Annotated in this window: 16 protein-coding genes; all 16 read right to left on the reverse strand. The window is 42.0% G+C overall.

Going from position 1 to position 16,626, the window contains the following annotated elements; all coding sequences use genetic code 11:
• Nucleotides 1-2: 2 nt before the first annotated feature.
• The 16 genes from F3J38_RS00465 to F3J38_RS00540 all read right to left on the reverse strand — a co-directional run bounded on the left by F3J38_RS00465 (nucleotide 3) and on the right by F3J38_RS00540 (nucleotide 16,599).
• Nucleotides 3-518, reverse strand: a complete 516-nt coding sequence (locus F3J38_RS00465; RefSeq protein WP_167134053.1) for a hypothetical protein — start codon at nucleotides 516-518, stop codon at nucleotides 3-5.
• 70 nt (nucleotides 519-588) lie between these two features.
• Nucleotides 589-1,632, reverse strand: coding sequence for an acyltransferase family protein (locus F3J38_RS00470; RefSeq protein WP_167134056.1), 1,044 nt, complete (start codon nucleotides 1,630-1,632; stop codon nucleotides 589-591).
• Nucleotides 1,633-1,759: 127 nt separating this feature from the next.
• A complete protein-coding gene (gene wcaJ / locus F3J38_RS00475) occupies nucleotides 1,760-3,157 on the reverse strand; it encodes an undecaprenyl-phosphate glucose phosphotransferase (protein ID WP_167134058.1) in 1,398 nt (465 codons plus the stop codon).
• 108 nt (nucleotides 3,158-3,265) lie between these two features.
• Nucleotides 3,266-4,702, reverse strand: a complete 1,437-nt coding sequence (locus F3J38_RS00480) for a lipopolysaccharide biosynthesis protein (RefSeq protein ID WP_167134060.1) — start codon at nucleotides 4,700-4,702, stop codon at nucleotides 3,266-3,268.
• Between the two features lie 122 nt (nucleotides 4,703-4,824).
• Complete coding sequence (locus F3J38_RS00485; RefSeq protein ID WP_167134063.1) at nucleotides 4,825-5,679, reverse strand: hypothetical protein; 855 nt, start codon at nucleotides 5,677-5,679, stop codon at nucleotides 4,825-4,827.
• A 69-nt stretch (nucleotides 5,680-5,748) separates the two neighbouring features.
• Nucleotides 5,749-6,738, reverse strand: coding sequence for a cellulase family glycosylhydrolase (locus F3J38_RS00490; protein ID WP_167134066.1), 990 nt, complete (start codon nucleotides 6,736-6,738; stop codon nucleotides 5,749-5,751).
• Between the two features lie 35 nt (nucleotides 6,739-6,773).
• Nucleotides 6,774-7,646: a glycosyltransferase gene (locus F3J38_RS00495; RefSeq protein WP_167134069.1), complete on the reverse strand. Its 873-nt coding sequence runs from the start codon at nucleotides 7,644-7,646 to the stop codon at nucleotides 6,774-6,776.
• Between the two features lies 1 nt (nucleotide 7,647).
• Nucleotides 7,648-8,754 carry a glycosyltransferase gene (locus tag F3J38_RS00500; protein WP_167134072.1) on the reverse strand — a complete coding sequence of 369 codons (1,107 nt, stop codon included), beginning with the start codon at nucleotides 8,752-8,754 and terminating at the stop codon, nucleotides 7,648-7,650.
• Nucleotides 8,755-8,778: 24 nt separating this feature from the next.
• Nucleotides 8,779-9,825, reverse strand: coding sequence for an EpsG family protein (locus tag F3J38_RS00505; protein WP_167134075.1), 1,047 nt, complete (start codon nucleotides 9,823-9,825; stop codon nucleotides 8,779-8,781).
• Nucleotides 9,826-9,888: 63 nt separating this feature from the next.
• Complete coding sequence (locus tag F3J38_RS00510; protein ID WP_167134077.1) at nucleotides 9,889-12,063, reverse strand: polysaccharide biosynthesis tyrosine autokinase; 2,175 nt, start codon at nucleotides 12,061-12,063, stop codon at nucleotides 9,889-9,891.
• Nucleotides 12,041-12,514, reverse strand: a complete 474-nt coding sequence (locus F3J38_RS00515) for an arsenate reductase/protein-tyrosine-phosphatase family protein (RefSeq protein ID WP_167134080.1) — start codon at nucleotides 12,512-12,514, stop codon at nucleotides 12,041-12,043. The genes F3J38_RS00510 and F3J38_RS00515 overlap by 23 nt, the downstream gene beginning before the upstream one ends.
• A gap of 5 nt (nucleotides 12,515-12,519) precedes the next feature.
• Nucleotides 12,520-13,656 (reverse strand): polysaccharide export protein, encoded by a 1,137-nt coding sequence (locus tag F3J38_RS00520; RefSeq protein WP_167134082.1) that lies wholly within the window; start codon nucleotides 13,654-13,656, stop codon nucleotides 12,520-12,522.
• An 84-nt stretch (nucleotides 13,657-13,740) separates the two neighbouring features.
• A complete protein-coding gene (locus tag F3J38_RS00525; protein ID WP_167134085.1) occupies nucleotides 13,741-14,235 on the reverse strand; it encodes a helix-turn-helix domain-containing protein in 495 nt (164 codons plus the stop codon).
• Nucleotides 14,236-14,270: 35 nt separating this feature from the next.
• Nucleotides 14,271-14,657 (reverse strand): exopolysaccharide production protein YjbE, encoded by a 387-nt coding sequence (gene yjbE / locus F3J38_RS00530; protein WP_167134088.1) that lies wholly within the window; start codon nucleotides 14,655-14,657, stop codon nucleotides 14,271-14,273.
• A gap of 86 nt (nucleotides 14,658-14,743) precedes the next feature.
• Complete coding sequence (locus F3J38_RS00535; protein WP_167134091.1) at nucleotides 14,744-15,442, reverse strand: EAL domain-containing protein; 699 nt, start codon at nucleotides 15,440-15,442, stop codon at nucleotides 14,744-14,746.
• A 941-nt stretch (nucleotides 15,443-16,383) separates the two neighbouring features.
• Nucleotides 16,384-16,599, reverse strand: a complete 216-nt coding sequence (locus tag F3J38_RS00540; RefSeq protein WP_167135521.1) for a hypothetical protein — start codon at nucleotides 16,597-16,599, stop codon at nucleotides 16,384-16,386.
• Nucleotides 16,600-16,626: the final 27 nt, after the last annotated feature.

Here is a 16,626-nt window from a genome sequence, read left to right on the forward strand (position 1 = left end):
TATCATGCGGCTAATGCGTCGCACTGTAAAAAACCGTTTAATGTCAGATAAAAGAGATTTCGCCTTTTTTCGAAGAATAAGTAAGTCAGTTGCGATTTATACTCCTTCAATTTTTTCATCGTGAGAATCAGAGCATGACAAATCCTGTCATCATCCCAGCCGCGTAAAATCAGCAAGAACACTCGCATTCTTACGCTGTCTTCTCTTTCCGTGAAGGGTTTTATTTTCTTAAACACCTTCCCACCTTTAAAAAAATCAAAAATATCATTGGTACGCAGGTCGAGGGCGTAAAATGAAATGTCGCACACGGATTGAAGAATAAAAACCTCTAGTTTATTACTGTAAATTACGATGATATTGCGGTATTTCGGCAAGGTCTTCTCTCTACTGAGTGCCAGCAGGAAATGGTGCACATCAAAAACCAACAAATTAGTCCGAACAAATGACATTTCTGACGAAAGATTTACAATCGCACTTTCAATAAATTTATTTTGAATATGAGTGATTACTTTTCTCATACCATCACCTTTCAATTAAAGCAACAATCATGATTTTTTGTTTCATTTTCAGTAATTCAAACGCTGGGGATCAGTTGACCACTTGCGCGCCATTTTTTTTTGCTGCCCGGTTTTTCCCCCACCTCTGCGTTAACCGGCCGAGGGGCTTTTCAATAAAACGGTAGGTAAGTAAACCGGAAATGACCGCTCCCGACAGCAAGACCACAGTAAATAGTGCCGGACTCAACAGCCCTAGCTTCTTTAAAATCAACGCGACAGGGCTCAATATAAAAGGATGGACTAAATAGAGTGAGTATGAGGAATTGCCTATCTGTTCAAAAGCACGTACCAGCCAGCCATGACTTGTCGCAAACCATGGCTCCAAACTGAGCGCGCCAAGAAATATCAGAAACATCGGGAGGCCTGAGGTGACGACTTTGCCAAAAGGAAGATCAGGCGTACCGTAAACATTGTTGTAAGTCACCCAAGTCAGGCCCAGCATTATCATCAAGCATGCCGAAATCTTGCTCAGTTTAATGTTGCTGATAATCACGAACCCAAGCACCCCAAGCATAAACTCAAGCAGCATATTGCTGAATAAAAAAGCCGGGAACGGCGTCGTTGGCTGAAGGATCAACCCCATACCAGACAACAGCAGGATGGTTAATGAGACACCAAGATATCTGATTGACCTGATATCAGTCAGAAAAATGAACACAGAAAATATCAGGTAATAATAAAACTCGTAGCTTAACGTCCACCCATTCTGAATTAAAAACTTAACACCATCAGGAATCAGGAAGAAAGATTGAATAATACCCGTTTTACCGCCGGACGAGTTGACCATTTGAGGGGCAACCAAGAAAATAATCAAGGCGGCAAGACTTAACAACCAATACAAAGGGATAATTCTTATAACACGGTGAAGCAGAAAATTGAGCAGGGTTATCTTTTTATTGTGGGTAGTCACACACATAATAAAACCGGAAATGATGAAAAACAGGTCCACTCCATTCCCTCCCACATGAAACCAGTTCAACGAACCGGTGCCGTACTGTTGCCCTTTATGTGCAATGTGGGTTAGCACCACCATTAACGCTGCAATTCCTCTCAGAAACTGAATCGAATAAAACATGAAAATCCTTATAGATAGCGAATCTGGAGAACTCTCCTGGCGAACAGAATTCTCGCCAGGAAACACGGTTATTATTGTTATTAAAATTCGATTAATTGAGGAAGAAAGAGTGTTGATTAGCGTTTTATCAATAGGCAGACTTATTAATAAAACCCTTGAATACCGTTAAGAAAATTATTTTCAAGTCGCCAGGGATGCTCCAGCTTCGAATATATTCCAGATCCAAATCAATACGCTTTTGCATCTTATCTAAGGTATCGGTTTCACCACGCCAGCCATTAATCTGTGCTAAGCCCGTAATTCCAGGCTTAACCTTGTGACGCAGCATATAGCCATGAATTAACATGCGATATTGTTCATTATGGGCGACGGCATGAGGACGAGGTCCAACAATTGACATCTCGCCACGAAATACATTGAAGAATTGTGGTAACTCATCCAATGAGGTATTACGTAAAAAACGCCCGACTCGCGTTACACGCGCATCACCTCGCGTTGCCTGCATCACTTTGGCATCATTTTCCATCACGCTCATAGAACGAAACTTCCAAACAATAATGGGTTTTCCATCGATGCCATAACGTGTCTGACGAAAAAGCGCCGGCCCTGGTGAAGATAACTTCACGGCCACCGCCACGGCGAGTAAAACCGGGGAGATTAACAATAAAATCAGTGACGAAAGCACGATGTCTTCTAGCCGCTTCAATACCCGGTTAATACCATTAAATGGTGTATCCACTAAGGGCACGACGGGAACACCGTTGATGTCCTCAGGATGAGATTGCAGAATGTTGAGAGCAGAAACATCGGGTACCAACAACACAGAACAAGTGGTATCAGCCAGTTGCTTCACTAACTCACTAATCTTCCCTTCATCTTTCATATGCATCGCGATGTAAATACGGTCAATCTCGCCGTTACGAGCTTCCCTGATTAATTCCGTAAGATTTCCGGCATAGGGCAAACCGTTAAGATCGTTAGAGACCACATCGTCATAAACGCCCTTTACCACAAACCCCAGCCACGGAGAACGGCCAAAACTTTTCAATAAAGCAATGCCTGCAGGCATGCTGCCCGCGACACAAACACGGCGATTGTTATAACCATACTTACGCAGTGTGCCAGAAAGGTAACGGATCACTGAACGGCTGGCGGTAAATCCGACCACCACCAACAGAAACCATTGCACCAAGGCGTCAAATGACAGGGTGAAATGAGCAGTGTAACTCAGCACCAGCCAGGTTGCTGCTGCTGTCACTATCCAGTTTCTAGTGATCGAAAACAGCTCAACATAGATGTGCATCCCACGCCACGAACGATAGAAATTAGTAAATCCGGCAACTGTGACGAAAGCAATGATTGCCGTCATCAGTAGCAGTAGATATTGCTCATCAAAAACAGCGTGATGCAGAGCAGAAACCAGATACAGGCCTATAAAAATAACACCTATATCAGAGAGCCGCTGCACAATGGAGATGACTGAGATATTCGAATGAATGTGAACTCGATGCTGTAATGTATTCATAATCGTCAACCTGCCTGGTTAAACCGTTAAATGAAATGCTGGAATTATTTATTCCCACCAGAATTAATCCGGTGGGTGTGATGTTAATAATTAATGAATTTCTTCTTATTAAGACTGTAGTTTTAAACGATGATAAATAAACAACCTTGCACTTTTCGACATTAAAAACAGCGAAACCAAATATGTGATAACGCAGCAGAAGCAAATCAGTGCCAACACGAGAAAGTTATTAATATCAGAGGAGGGGTATTCCTTATCAATCACAAACATAGCAATTATCATCACACCGACTGCAATAGATATCGGGTAAATCTTGAGGAATACATTGATGAGATTCCCCGAGAGAATCCTCATCAAGAAATACATCAATGGAAAGAACATAAAAATGTTGGCGAACATATACAATTTAGCAAAAGTGGTGATGTCAAATTTCACACCGATAAGAAAGGTTGAAACCATGACAAGGGCATTTAGCATCCCAAGTCTTAACATAATATCAGTACGGTTTTTCACCATAAAAACGGCACCGGTAGTGCTGAGCACTGACTGGATAATAGCAGTTGGTGCCAGCCATTTAAGTATCTCTGCGGTTTTGAGCCACTGCTCACCAAAAAATATTTTCATTATAGGAAAACTGTAGTAACCAATTAACGTCATTAGGGGTGCAGTCAATACCAGAACAAAAAATATGGTATTGAGATAGGTCGCTTCAATACGTTTGTTATCGTCCTGAAAACGGCTCAATACTGGGTACAGCGACCGCGTTGCCACATATGTCATGCTTTGCAAAGGAAACAGCATAATCCGGTACGCCAGATTATATTGCCCTAATATCGTCGCCGACATATATCGTCCAATAATGAAGCTATCGGTGTTTCTGGAGAAATAGTTAATGAAATTATACAAAGAGAGTTGTGTGCTAAATGACAAGATCTCTTTAATGTCACAGACACGGATAAAGTGAGTGAGTGACGGTCTCCATTTAGATAGTTTCCAAAATTGCAATGCTGACATCAAATTTTGAACTAGTGCCAGTGCTACCAGACTGTACACACCAAAACCGCAATTAGCTAATATGATAGCAATAATGACAGAAAAAACAGATGATGTGACTTCAACACGTGAAATTGATTTGAATTGGTTTTCTCGTTCTAATAACGCAAGATGGGTGGCCGCGCAACTGGAAAGCGGAAAGGTTAATCCCAGCAGAATGAGAACCTTCACCAGTTCCGGTTGTTGATAAAGTAATGACAGTGGATGTGCAAGGCAGGCAATGACGCCACATAAGAACAGGCCCAGCAGAACATTCAGCCAAAACACGGAATTGATCAGGTTGTTACTCAGCTCTTTTCTCTGAATCAGTGCTGCTGAGGTCCCGAGATCCCTTAATAGAATACCAAGATTGATGACAACTACCGCCATCGCCATGATACCGTATTGCGCTGGTGGAATGATTTTAGCCAAATAGATCAGATTGACAGCTTGCACCAGCATTTTTAGAAATTGGGATATTGCATTCCATTTGGCGTTTGATAGCACACTCATCGAAGCACCACCCTTTCTATTGGCATTACAATATGTATTTTATTACTGTCAGAAAACAAACAGTTAAATAATGATTCCATACTTATCCTTTGATATTAACTCCATTATAAACCCCTGACAGATCAACAACGCGGGTGCTTTCCTTGCGCGAAAATCTTAAATATCAATTCTAAATTAGAGAATTTGAACCTAATGAGTTGTTGAAATGAGATTCTTAGCAGCCTGAGATAAATAAAAAATTTATTTTTTGAATAGTATTTCCCAGAAAGCACACGGTCATAAAGACGTTCAACTTCCTGTGAACGGCCATCCTGTTCTTCTATCTCTGGCACTGAGGATTCAATGGTATTGATGACTTGAACACAAATTTTATAATCTTCTTTCTTCAACATTTCGAGGCGGTTAAAAAAATTGTAATCGACGCCATACAGGGCAAAGCGATTATCAAAAACTTCCATATTGCACTCAGCAAATTTATCAATCAAACTGCGGTAGATAACCAGCCCCGAGTTTATTGACAGTAAAGTATACTGCGAGTCAATTTTCATCCCATCTGGAATTTTCTGTACGAACTTATTCAAACGTGGGTAGATAACCTGCTTTGAAACACCATCACGTATGTTGGGTATTTGCAAATCGATCACGTCACTGTAACAAGTATTTAAATTATGAATGTAGTTACTCTCTAAAACAAATTCGTCACTAAAAAAAATAAATCTGTCACTCTGAGTATACTCGTTGAGCACTCCATTATAAATCCAACTGAGTGGCCTGACATCTAAGAAATGTCTAACGCTAATTTTCTTAATTTTAATTCCGAGGTTATGGATAAAGTCTTTATCGATATCCTTTGTTCCCACGCCATTATTTATTATCAACAGTTCATCTAAAAGACATTCTGACTTCATTAATGAGTTAAGTGTCGGAGATTCATGAGCAAAGCAATGACTTAAAACAACCGTCATGATGGTGCGCATACTAAAACCCTGTGTAGTAGAAGTTGAAATTTTTTATGTGGCTGGCAGCATACAAAAGCCGAGCAAGATTCAATTCTTCTCATGAAGCCAGGAAAGATATCCCTGCATAATCTCTTTCTCGTCACCTGATTCATCAAGCATGCCAAAGTTTGATTCATAGGCATTATGCGGGATATTCACGTCCTGTAACGAATACCACCAAATGCCTTTAATGAAGTCATGAGATGCAGCGAGTTGATAATATCTTTTCGTATAGGCTTTTTGCTGGAAAGGTAATAATTTACCACGCAGTGAATCTGAATATCCCATTTCTGAGATATACAAATCTACCTTATGCCCTGCATTCATATCCTTGAGATGATCTTCGAAATGCTCAATAGCTTTAAAGTCTGAGTCAGGTGTATGCGTGGAGTATGGATGTATCGAAATTCCATCCACATCCTGTAACACTCCGTCCTTGATCATCACATCTAACCAGTTGATGTGGCGTTGTGACAGCGGGTTCATACTGCCTGCAATAATCACAGCGTTGGGATTGTGCTGTCTGATCACTTTAGCCACCATTTTAATCATGGCAGCATATTGATGAGCTGAAGTGGCATCATAACTTTCGGGATGATTTTTCATATCATCGTGCCACCACTCATTGTAGATCTCGTACACCACCTTCTTGCTGGGAAATTGGTCAACGTTCCATGCGACAAATCCACTGAATGCCTTAAGCTGCTCAGCAGTGACCGGTTTGGTATTTTGGTACAAAGCATTAGTGTTGCCCAACACCAACAGAGGGATAATTCCGGCCTGCAATGAATCATTGACGAAACGCGTGAGTTTCTCGTCAGGTATGCGGTAGACACCCTTAACCTGCTCTACCTGACGCCACCTAAAACCACTGCGGTATGAGTTGAAATGATACTTTTTGAGTAACTCAATGGTGCTATCGCCTTGTCCTATCATTCGTTCAGGTTGAAAGAACACACCGGTATACATGGAGTCTGAGGCTCTGACGCAGCCGCTGGTCAACACACATAGCATGGCCAAAAGAAATAACTTGTTCATTATGGGACTCGGATGATGAGTTGAAAGAGTTGAAGCTATTTATTGGATTGATTTTTTAAAAATAGGAAAGCATCAACCAGATAGAAATAGGGTTTGGTATTCGTCCGCAAACGGGTTAAAAACAATGAATTCCTGACCTTCAGTCCATAACTCACCAATTGCGCTTCAAGAATATCCTGATATTTACCGGAAACCTGATTTCGTTCGCAAAAAAGGGTAAAAGCACGGTGTATTTTCTCCTTATTGCTGAGTGTAATTCTATTAAGGTCGTGTGAGGTGTCCTGCACATAAAGTGACTGCCGCAATAATCGTGCTTGCTTTTGCTCCGAGTTATTAAGCATACGATAGAAAAGATCCATATCCTGCCATGCTGGCATATCTGGGGTAAATTTCCCGGCGTCTTTCATTCGTTGAGTGTATGTGAAGCATTGATTACCGATAATGTTCTTGAATAACAGATCCCGTGAGGTAATTTCATTCGGCATCGCCATATCCAGATATCGCGTTTTTTTATACTGCCCACTTTTGGTTAAGGTCAAGAAGTGTGTATACAAAAAACTGTATTTGTTCAATAAATGGCGATTTTCAACAAAGTAGGCGATTCTCCCTGGCAGAAAGTAATCATCATCATCCAGTCCGGTAATGAACTCGCCCTCGGCGCTCTCGATCGCCAGATTTCTGCTAATACAAGCACCAGAGTTCTGCTCTTTGAGGATAGGCTTAACGCGATTATCTTGCTTCGCCATCTCCGTCAGAAACTCTTGCGTACCATCTGATGATTTATCATCAACAATAATCACTTCGATGTTTTGGTAGCTTTGACTTAGTACCGATGTCAACGCACGTTTCAGCAGTTCAATTCGGTTGTAGGTCGGCACATAGACGGAAACCAATGGCATATTATTCATTTTATTTTCCTAGTAGATTGTGGGAATACACATCCAGTGTCTTATTATTCATTTTATCCCTGGTGTAATTATCAACCAGTTTTTGCATCAGTCTTTTCTTCGCGTTATCTAAATCATATGTGTTAATTCCAGAAAGCAGACTCGCTAACGAAGCACTGTTGCCACAGTTGAAGAAAAGCTTGCTGACTCTGTTCAACTCTTTAAATGCGACAATATCACTGGTGATAATAGGAAGGTTATAACTAATGGCCTCAAGAGGAACCATGGCAAATCCTTCCCAACGGGAAGGAATAATCAGACAATTAGCTTTTCTGTAATATTCGCTAATCTGTTCCTTCTTAATCCAGCCTGTGTAGGTGATAGCTATGTTTTTGAACTCATAATTATCTTTGTCACTTACCTGGTTTACCGTAGAACCCACCATGATAACGTTAAGTTTGAAGTTTAACGTTTTTTCGTCCAGAGTGCGCAGGGCCTCCATTAACGTATCAGTGCCCTTTTGATAATCAAAACGTCCGACATACAGCAAGGTATATTCATCCAACTTATTATGCGTCAACGCATTAGATAAACTGGGGAGATCTACCCCATTACTGATCAAACAAAGTTTGTGGCTGGAAAACCCTTTTTCTAAAGCTTTGATGTATTCAAACTCCCCAACACATATGATGCTTTGCGTGGAAAGTGATAACAGCCGCTCGCACAAGGTGAATATCATGCGTTTGATAAAAAATGTATCGACCAGAAATGAAAAACCATGAGGGCAGTAGATAACCTTAATGTTCCTTTTTCTGAAAAAAACCAATATTACTAATCGTCCAATAAACCCAGCAAAAGTGCTGTGCAAATGAATAATATTAGGATCCAGAGATTTAACTTGCCGATAAAAACTCGTTGCGAATGATAATAATCCCGACACACCCCTTTTCTGGCGATTAAAAGTGGTGATGTTAGGTCGTAAACTGGCTGAAAGCTCTGACATATGTTGCTCGGGCACCAGAATATTCAACTGCGCTATCTGGTGATTCTCTTTTTGAAAAATTGCCAAACTATCTAGTACAGTGGCAACTCCACCTTTGATGGTCTCTGCGGCATGAAGCACTCTCATCGCTTGCCCCTTAAAATATTACTATTAGAAAATATTGAATGCGTCATTTAATAAATAGGGATAAATCCCACCGATATTGCTTGATATTAGCATCACGAAATAAGCCAACCCGCTAAGGCAAAACGCAATGGTAATGGGCTTACTATTTAATTTTTTAAGAATGAGTGGCAGGATAAGCATTAAATAGTAAACAAAGTACTGTGCAATGCGTTGTGGTCCTGCCGGGTCAGTACCCAACATCGTCACCGGTAATAACGCCGCTATCCCACACAAATAGCTACATTCCATTACGCGATACTCAACATTCTCTTTTCGCAGTTTTCTGCCAAAAATATAGATTGCAATCGCTATCAGTACATAGAGCGCAACGGTCATCAGCCCATTTCTGCCGTTGGTCGCTCCCTCGGTGTAGTGCTGATATCGCTCATTCCCTGCTGCCATCATCGTGATAATCAGTGAAGTACTGACCATACCGCAAAAAAAAGTTCCTAAAACTTTAAATTCTAACCTTACCTTTGCATGACAAAGGAAATAAAAAACCAACATCAATGCAGCACTGATATGAAACTGGCAAGCAATCGCAATGCAAATGGAATATTTTAATAACTTCTTTTCAACTAAAAACTTCAAAGCCAGAAAGCAAATCCCCATCGCGATAGTTTGCCGCACTTGATTATACAGCGCAAAATAGAGCCCAAATGTTATGTAGATATAAATTGACAACGTATAGCTGGATGATCGTTTTTTTAACACCCAAAGAACCGGAAATATACACACCAGAGACATGATGAAAAAATAGAACGCATAATCGTTATACACTCCCCTAATCAACATCGCTAAAAGTTGGTATCCCTTTTCGACATCTGGATTTAGCGTGAGCGGATAGTGATTAAACGGAAAACGAAAATCACGCGTGTAGCTTTTAGCATCCGTGCCGATGGTATAATCCCGCATTGAAGCAATCAGTGTTAATACCAATAATGGAAATATAACCGAACGGCTATTTAATGTTTTATCCTGAACGTAAACAAAAAACACGCAAAAAGTGGCGGCAAATAAATAGGGCAGCATAATTTTTCTCTGAGGTGCAGTTCTGTTCACCACTGAAGCTACATTTAATGAATTTCTGCGAAGTTACTTGGTTTCACCGTATGCGTAAGTGCTATTACCATAACCGTATCTGTAATAGTTTCTGAAACTGTTGGTTACCATATTGAGTACACAAGCCTGTACATTAATATTGCACTGAGTAAAGCGTTTAATACTCAGCTCAATCTCCCGCACAGTGTTAGTTTGATAACGAGCGACCAGCAGTAATGTCCCAACATGTTTTCCAATAATGACGGCATCGGACACGGCCAGTACCGGCGGTGTATCGACAATCACCAGATCATAATTTTCCGACGCCCATTTTATGAGTTCAGGCATTACCGGTCCCATTAGTCTTTCTGCTGGATTCGCCGGGGTTTTTCCGCGTGATATGAAATCAAAATTATAATCATCTTTTTGCACTCGGGTAATGGGTGTTGCGAAGGGTACCTCTCCCGAAAGGACTTCTGCCAGCCCCGTGGCGTTGCTGACGTCGAACACTTTGTGTCCAGTACCGCGGCGCATATCGGCATCAATTAGCAGCACTCTTTGCCCTGTCAACGAGATAATGGCAGCGAGGTTAGCGCTGATAAACGTTTTCCCGGCCTCTGGAGTTGCACCTGAGATCATCACCACATTATTACTCGCATCCAACATATTGAAATGCAGGCTGGTGCGTAAACTACGAATTGCTTCAATGGCGAGATCCGCTGGATTTTCTGCCGCTAAGAAACTAACGCTTTTTTCCCGCTGTTGACGAAGCGATTTTATACGTCTCGGGGTGGTTTTCTTGATCCATTCAGATTTAGGGATGCTGGCATAAACATGCAATCCCGCCTGTTCGAGTTGATCGGCTGAATCAATCCCGCGATGGAAAAAAATACGCAACAGAATCACGCTAACTGAAAGAATAAATCCGAGAAGCGCACCAGCCAGGATTAACAGAATCTTTTGTGGCCTAACGGGCTTTGGTGCTGCAACAGCGTCATCTACAATACGCACATTGCCAATGGCACTTGATTTAGCGATGCTCAACTCCTGCTGGCGATTTAGCAATTGCATATAGACTGCACGTCCGGATTCCACATCACGACTGAGGCGTAACACTTCCTGCTGAGTCGATGGCATCGAAGAGACTTGTTTATTCAACTTTTGTTTCTGCTGCTCTAAGGTGCTTCTTTTTTCAAGTAAAGCCTTATAAGTCGGGTGCTCTTTGGTATAGAGTTGCGAAACTTCAGCCTCACGGAAAGTCAGTTCATTCAATTGATTATCAACATTGACCACCTGATCGAGAACTGACTTCGCTTCCAGCGATAAATCCACTGAGTCTTTCTGCTGGCGGTAGGCGTTCAACTTATCTTCAGCACGATCGAGTTCATTGCGAACCTGAGGTAACTGCTGATTTAAAAACTGGAGGCTCTTTGCATCCTGAGCGGCTTCACGATCGATATTTTGCGTCAGATAATGGTAGCTCAGGCTATCAAGAATCTGGCTTATCTTCTGTTTATTATCACCTGTCAGCTTAAGCTCAAGCATCCCGGTATCTTTACCCTGATCAGCTACCGTCAGGATTGACTGCAATCTGTCGACCGCAGACAGTCGGGTGAACTCTCTCACAACAAAGCGTTCGCCCGGTTGAGCATTAATTTGTTCGACCAATAGTGACAGCCCATTTTTATTTAATATCTGGCCTACACGACCGGTTGCCGTTTCATCATCGTAGGAAACGCTGAAATGCTGATTATCAATAACAGTTAACAGCGCGACACCCGGTTTCAGGTCTGTGGTAGTGGGAAGGCTCAATTTTGCTACTGATAGTGTGCCGGCCTCATCTCCTAATAGCCTTGCCAGCCCCTTACCCACTAGCGGAAAGTATTTCTTCTGCACATCAATACGCAGATTTAAATCGTCAACCGTTTGACCAACCACCATCCTCGACTGAATCAGTGAGATTTCCGGCGCCGATATAGGTTGTGAATCGGGTAACATCTGGCTGAGGCTGTCTAGAATCGCATTACCTTGTTTTTGCTCAACCTGAATCAACGCATCAGCCTGGTATATCGGCGTAGCCAACAATGCATAGAGTGCAGTAAGCAGGATGCAGCAACCGGTTATGGTGAGGATAAGTTTCCGGTGGTCCAGTAACTCAGCAATATATCTCCCCAGTTCACCTTCATCCGGGCTTCCGGCACTGTGCTTATTGGTCATCATTGTGGTCATCTTTATTCCCTGAATTTTTAGTGCCGAGTTTATTGACCCATTGATCGCAGGCCAGAGCGATAAGATTGAGTACCGATTCGAATGCGGCATCACTTTTTTTATAAGGGTCAGGAATGTCGCGATTGCCGTTCCAGCGCCCGAGCAGCATGACTTTCCCTCTTAATTGAGGAGCCATTAGGCTGATCTTTTCCAGTTGCCTCTGTTCCATTACCAGCAACAAGGCATATTTATTGGCCTCATTCAGGTCGAAACTGCGTGCAGTGTGCCCGGCGAGGGAAATGCCCATAGTAGCAGCCACGCGTGCCGCGGTGGCATCTGCCGGGTGACCGACCAATGCCTCCAGGCCGACTGAAGCAATCTTTTTTTGCGGAAACGCCTGCAATAAAATACGTTCCGCGATCGGAGACCGGCAGATATTCCCAGTGCAAATCAGCAAAATGGATTCAAACATAGTGATTACCACTGACGTATATAATGTGCAGAATCAACCAAGTCATATACGCCCCCGATGGTTGGAACCAATTGCGATATCACACGGTTCCAGCGGACAATCGGCGCTGTCGTGACATAAACGATGTCATAAGGCTGTAGTTGAAATGCGGTACTCAGTACCATGGCAGCCGCATCTTTGGCATTTAACTGGTAAATATTCGCCAGTTTATGACTGCCCGAATTTTTACTTAGTGGGCGAATAACAAAGATGCCCGATGCATCTGCCATTTGTTGCGAGACCCCTTCTGCACTACCCAGCGCTTCAGCGAGAGTCATGCCACTACGGTCCATTTTGAGCGTTGATTGTTTGTTCACTTCCCCCATGACAAATACTTTGAGGTCATCATTGCGCGGTACAAATAAAATATCGCCAGGCGACAGCATGCGGTTTTGCCGCAAATCACCCTGTTGCATCAACGCCTGCAGCGAGATCAAACTGTCTTTACCATTGTGGGTTAGAACCACATTGCGCCAGTCTGCATCAGGTGCTAAGCCACCCGCAGCATTGATAGCATCCATCACGGTTAATGGGATATTACTAATCGGCTGCTGCCCGGATCGTACGACCTCACCTGTGACATAGGCTTTTTGCGAACGGAACGCGGCCACACTGACATCGACCTGCGGACTTTCAATAAAGGTTTTCAGCCGCGAAGTTATTTCGTCGCGTACCTGTTCAATGGTGCGGCCGGCAACCAGAACTTTACCGATGTAAGGATAGAAAATGGTGCCATCGGTGTTTACCCAGTTGCCGGTATCGCTGGCGCTGCGGTACTGCCCTGCCGGGGTGGTCAATTCAGGATGATCCCAAACTGTCACCATGAGCACATCGCCAACACCAATACGGTATTGATAGCTCTTGATAGCTTCATCCAACTGGGTGTTTTGACTTGAAATGATGCTCTTAGGCTGGAGAGACTCAATCAATTTTGGTGTTAATGGAATAACGCTGACGTACTTATCAATATCAGTATTTGAGTCCATTTGCTCTACTACATCTTTATTACTGGTCGATAAGGTTTGTCCTGGAATGAGCGTACAAGCGGAAAGTAAAAAAACAGCTAATGTCATTACACAGACACGGCAAGGAAATTTCATCATAAGTTAAATTATTAGCCTGGTAAATAAAATGGATAATACAGAGCAGCCAAGAGTCTAAAAAAACGCTAAGTCTGGTGTTGATTATCAAAAGCCAACGTTCGAATGGCCATAGCTTCTGCCATAAAAGAGGTTTTTGAAAGATGACATATCCCGGTGTAGCATGTGCAAATTACTGACTTTTAGTTTTTTTAATGCAGAATTCTTTTGCGCACTGATAGTTTTGGGGCTCAATCCTCTGGTGCGAGAAATCTCTAAAATGTTATCACCTTTTAGCAAGGCCCTCATCACATCGATCTCTCGCGGCGTCAGATACATTTTTTCTCTTTCTGCAATTAACTTATACAAATTGTGATGAAGTGGTGTCAGACCATGGCTGAGTTTATGGCTCAGTATGAATCCCGTAAGGCAGTTGCGGATGAAAAATATCTCATTTGAATAAACGCTGATGTCTTTATAAAGCCTTATGGTTTTCAGGTCTGCGCTCAATGAAATAGTGATTCCTTTTAACCCCCCCTCATGGATTTTAAGTACTTCACTTAAACCTAACTTAAAAAAATTATCCTCGGATATAATCCTCATATTATTTAGCCTCACCCGCTCCTGTTAAATCGTCTTCATTTCCCAGCAATGGTGCTTGTTGTGGTGGTTGTGCTGGTGTTACTTCCCCCTGGATTGAGTGTTGCCAGTGCAATACCTGCCAGGACTGAGATGGCGGAAACACCAATCGCTGCCGAGCCACCTACCGCATAGCCTGTCGCCATATCACCAGCCGGTGCGCCGTTATTCTCAATATATGCCGCTTTATCTTTAGCGCTACTCTCTTCAGCGATTGCATTGCTACTGGCTATTCCCGCGATCAGTAATGTAATAGTTAATAGGGTTTTCATCATTTCTCCTTGCTGCTGAAATAGAAAATAAATTGAGGTAGGGATAGCTTTAGGTACGCTACCGCCCTTGGCTTGCTGGCACCAATGACCTAAGTAATAAGCAATGTCATGCATTCACTTTCATGAAAAAGAAAATGATATGAAGTACAGACCGTTTTAATCGGCAATATGGAATATGACAAATCAATAGTGATATGGAATCATACTTCAAAATTCTTATTTAGCTGCTCTATCTCTTCTAATGGCACGCTTTTAATAAATCTCCTCGACATGACACTGATATCTTTTTCTAAAGTAACATATTGATCTGGATAGCTGACATCGGTAATGAAAATGAAATTGCAATATCTCATAACATTTTTAATGATCACTGGCCAGATAACAGATTGCGAATAAAGGTTGAAAAAATCTCTGTTTATTCTTACTGCATCGTATAACTTTTCTTGTAAAGCTCTTAGGCTTGCCCCTCCCGAGCCCAGATCACCCAACCATAAAAGGTAATCATTCGACAGCGTCTGTAGCAGACGATTGCTTCTCCCATCCGAAAGATTTGGGAAGTCTTCTGAAATTTCTAAACGCAGAAACGACTTCGATTTAGCTAAAGCTGAAATCTCAGTGTCTTGTATTAAAAGATCGGCCATATCGAAATCAATATGGATGCAACATAAAATATTATTCGTTAGGAAGTAATGACTTTTTTTATTGATGAGTTGTAGTTGTTCCTTCAACAATTTTCTTTTTTCCCATTTACTGCTGCTTCCCCATTGCCCAAAGAGTTTCCCTGGTGAGGCACTCTCCGTTCGAATCTTAACCGCTAGCACCGCTCCGACTCTCCCTACTATCGGATCTGCAAACAACCCACTTGCTGCGTTACTGATTAATGATTCGGAACGTTGCATAGACAATATTTTCCACAATGCGCATCAGATTGTTCCTATTTTATGATCACTTTAACCAATCAATAAACACTTTATGATCGGAATAAACTATGTTTTTACCTATCAAAAATGAGAATTTGATCGAGGGATCCTTTTTAAAACGCAATTAATAGGGGATTATCCCGGACTTTTTGGCAAAAGTAGGTGTTTTATAGCGACATATGTGGATTGTTAGCCACATGATCTAGATTGAGGGGATTTTTCCAATTAATTCAATTGGATAGTGTTAACTACTTGTCGATAATAACTTCCTTGGGAACCTTCAGATTTGCATGTTAATAAAATGTAGCAGAAAAACAGATTTGGTGGGGTTTGGTGAAGAATAAACGAATGATTAGCCGTATGAAATAAAAAACTTAGTGCTCAGTTGAAACTATAAACATCCTGATAGTTTTAAATATTTACGACCTTTTACCTTTTTTTCAGTACCAGCAATGACTATAGGCTTAAAAACCTCATAAGGTGTTCGTTTCTTAAGCCGTGATTTCAGTTAATGCATTAGCAATGCTTTAGCTGACTCAAATTATCCTTTCTGAAGCTCTAAAAGTGCATATTTTCACTGACTAATTATCTGATGGACTCACAGCGTCTAATCCGTTTATCAAACGCTAAAATCACGTTTAATTCTTGAATTGAGGCTGAGTTCTGTTGATAAATGACCATGTGTTTTCGGTATGATCTTGCTTGAAGGAGGATAGCTATCTCTATCCAATTTGCGGCAGATCCGGTGTTATGAAGAAATTTCAAATGGGGGAATGGAGAGCAATGCTCCAACAGGCTGAGTACTTTTGGTCCAAAGGGGTTTGCAGCTTCAGCAGAAGTACATATTACGGGGCAATAAAAATCACCTCCGTTTTGAACATGCCAGTCAGCACACCAAACCGGAAGTGACATTTAAGGTATTACTTTTGCTGCTGTTTAGCCTCAGCTTCTTTTTGCTTCTTGGCCATGTGATGACCTACCGCACAGCCAGCGACCGCTCCCATCACGGCATGATGTGCAACATGTCCAGCCGCAGCACCCACCACAGCCCCCTTCAGGCATCCCTCTGCCTGAGCCTGGCTGCTAAATGCCAAAAACAGCCCTAGCGTTACAGCAACAATCGACAGTTTTTTCATTAAACTCACTTTCCGAACACAATAGAA

It is taken from the genome of Candidatus Pantoea formicae (assembly GCF_011752625.1).
Lineage (GTDB): Bacteria > Pseudomonadota > Gammaproteobacteria > Enterobacterales > Enterobacteriaceae > Pantoea > Pantoea formicae.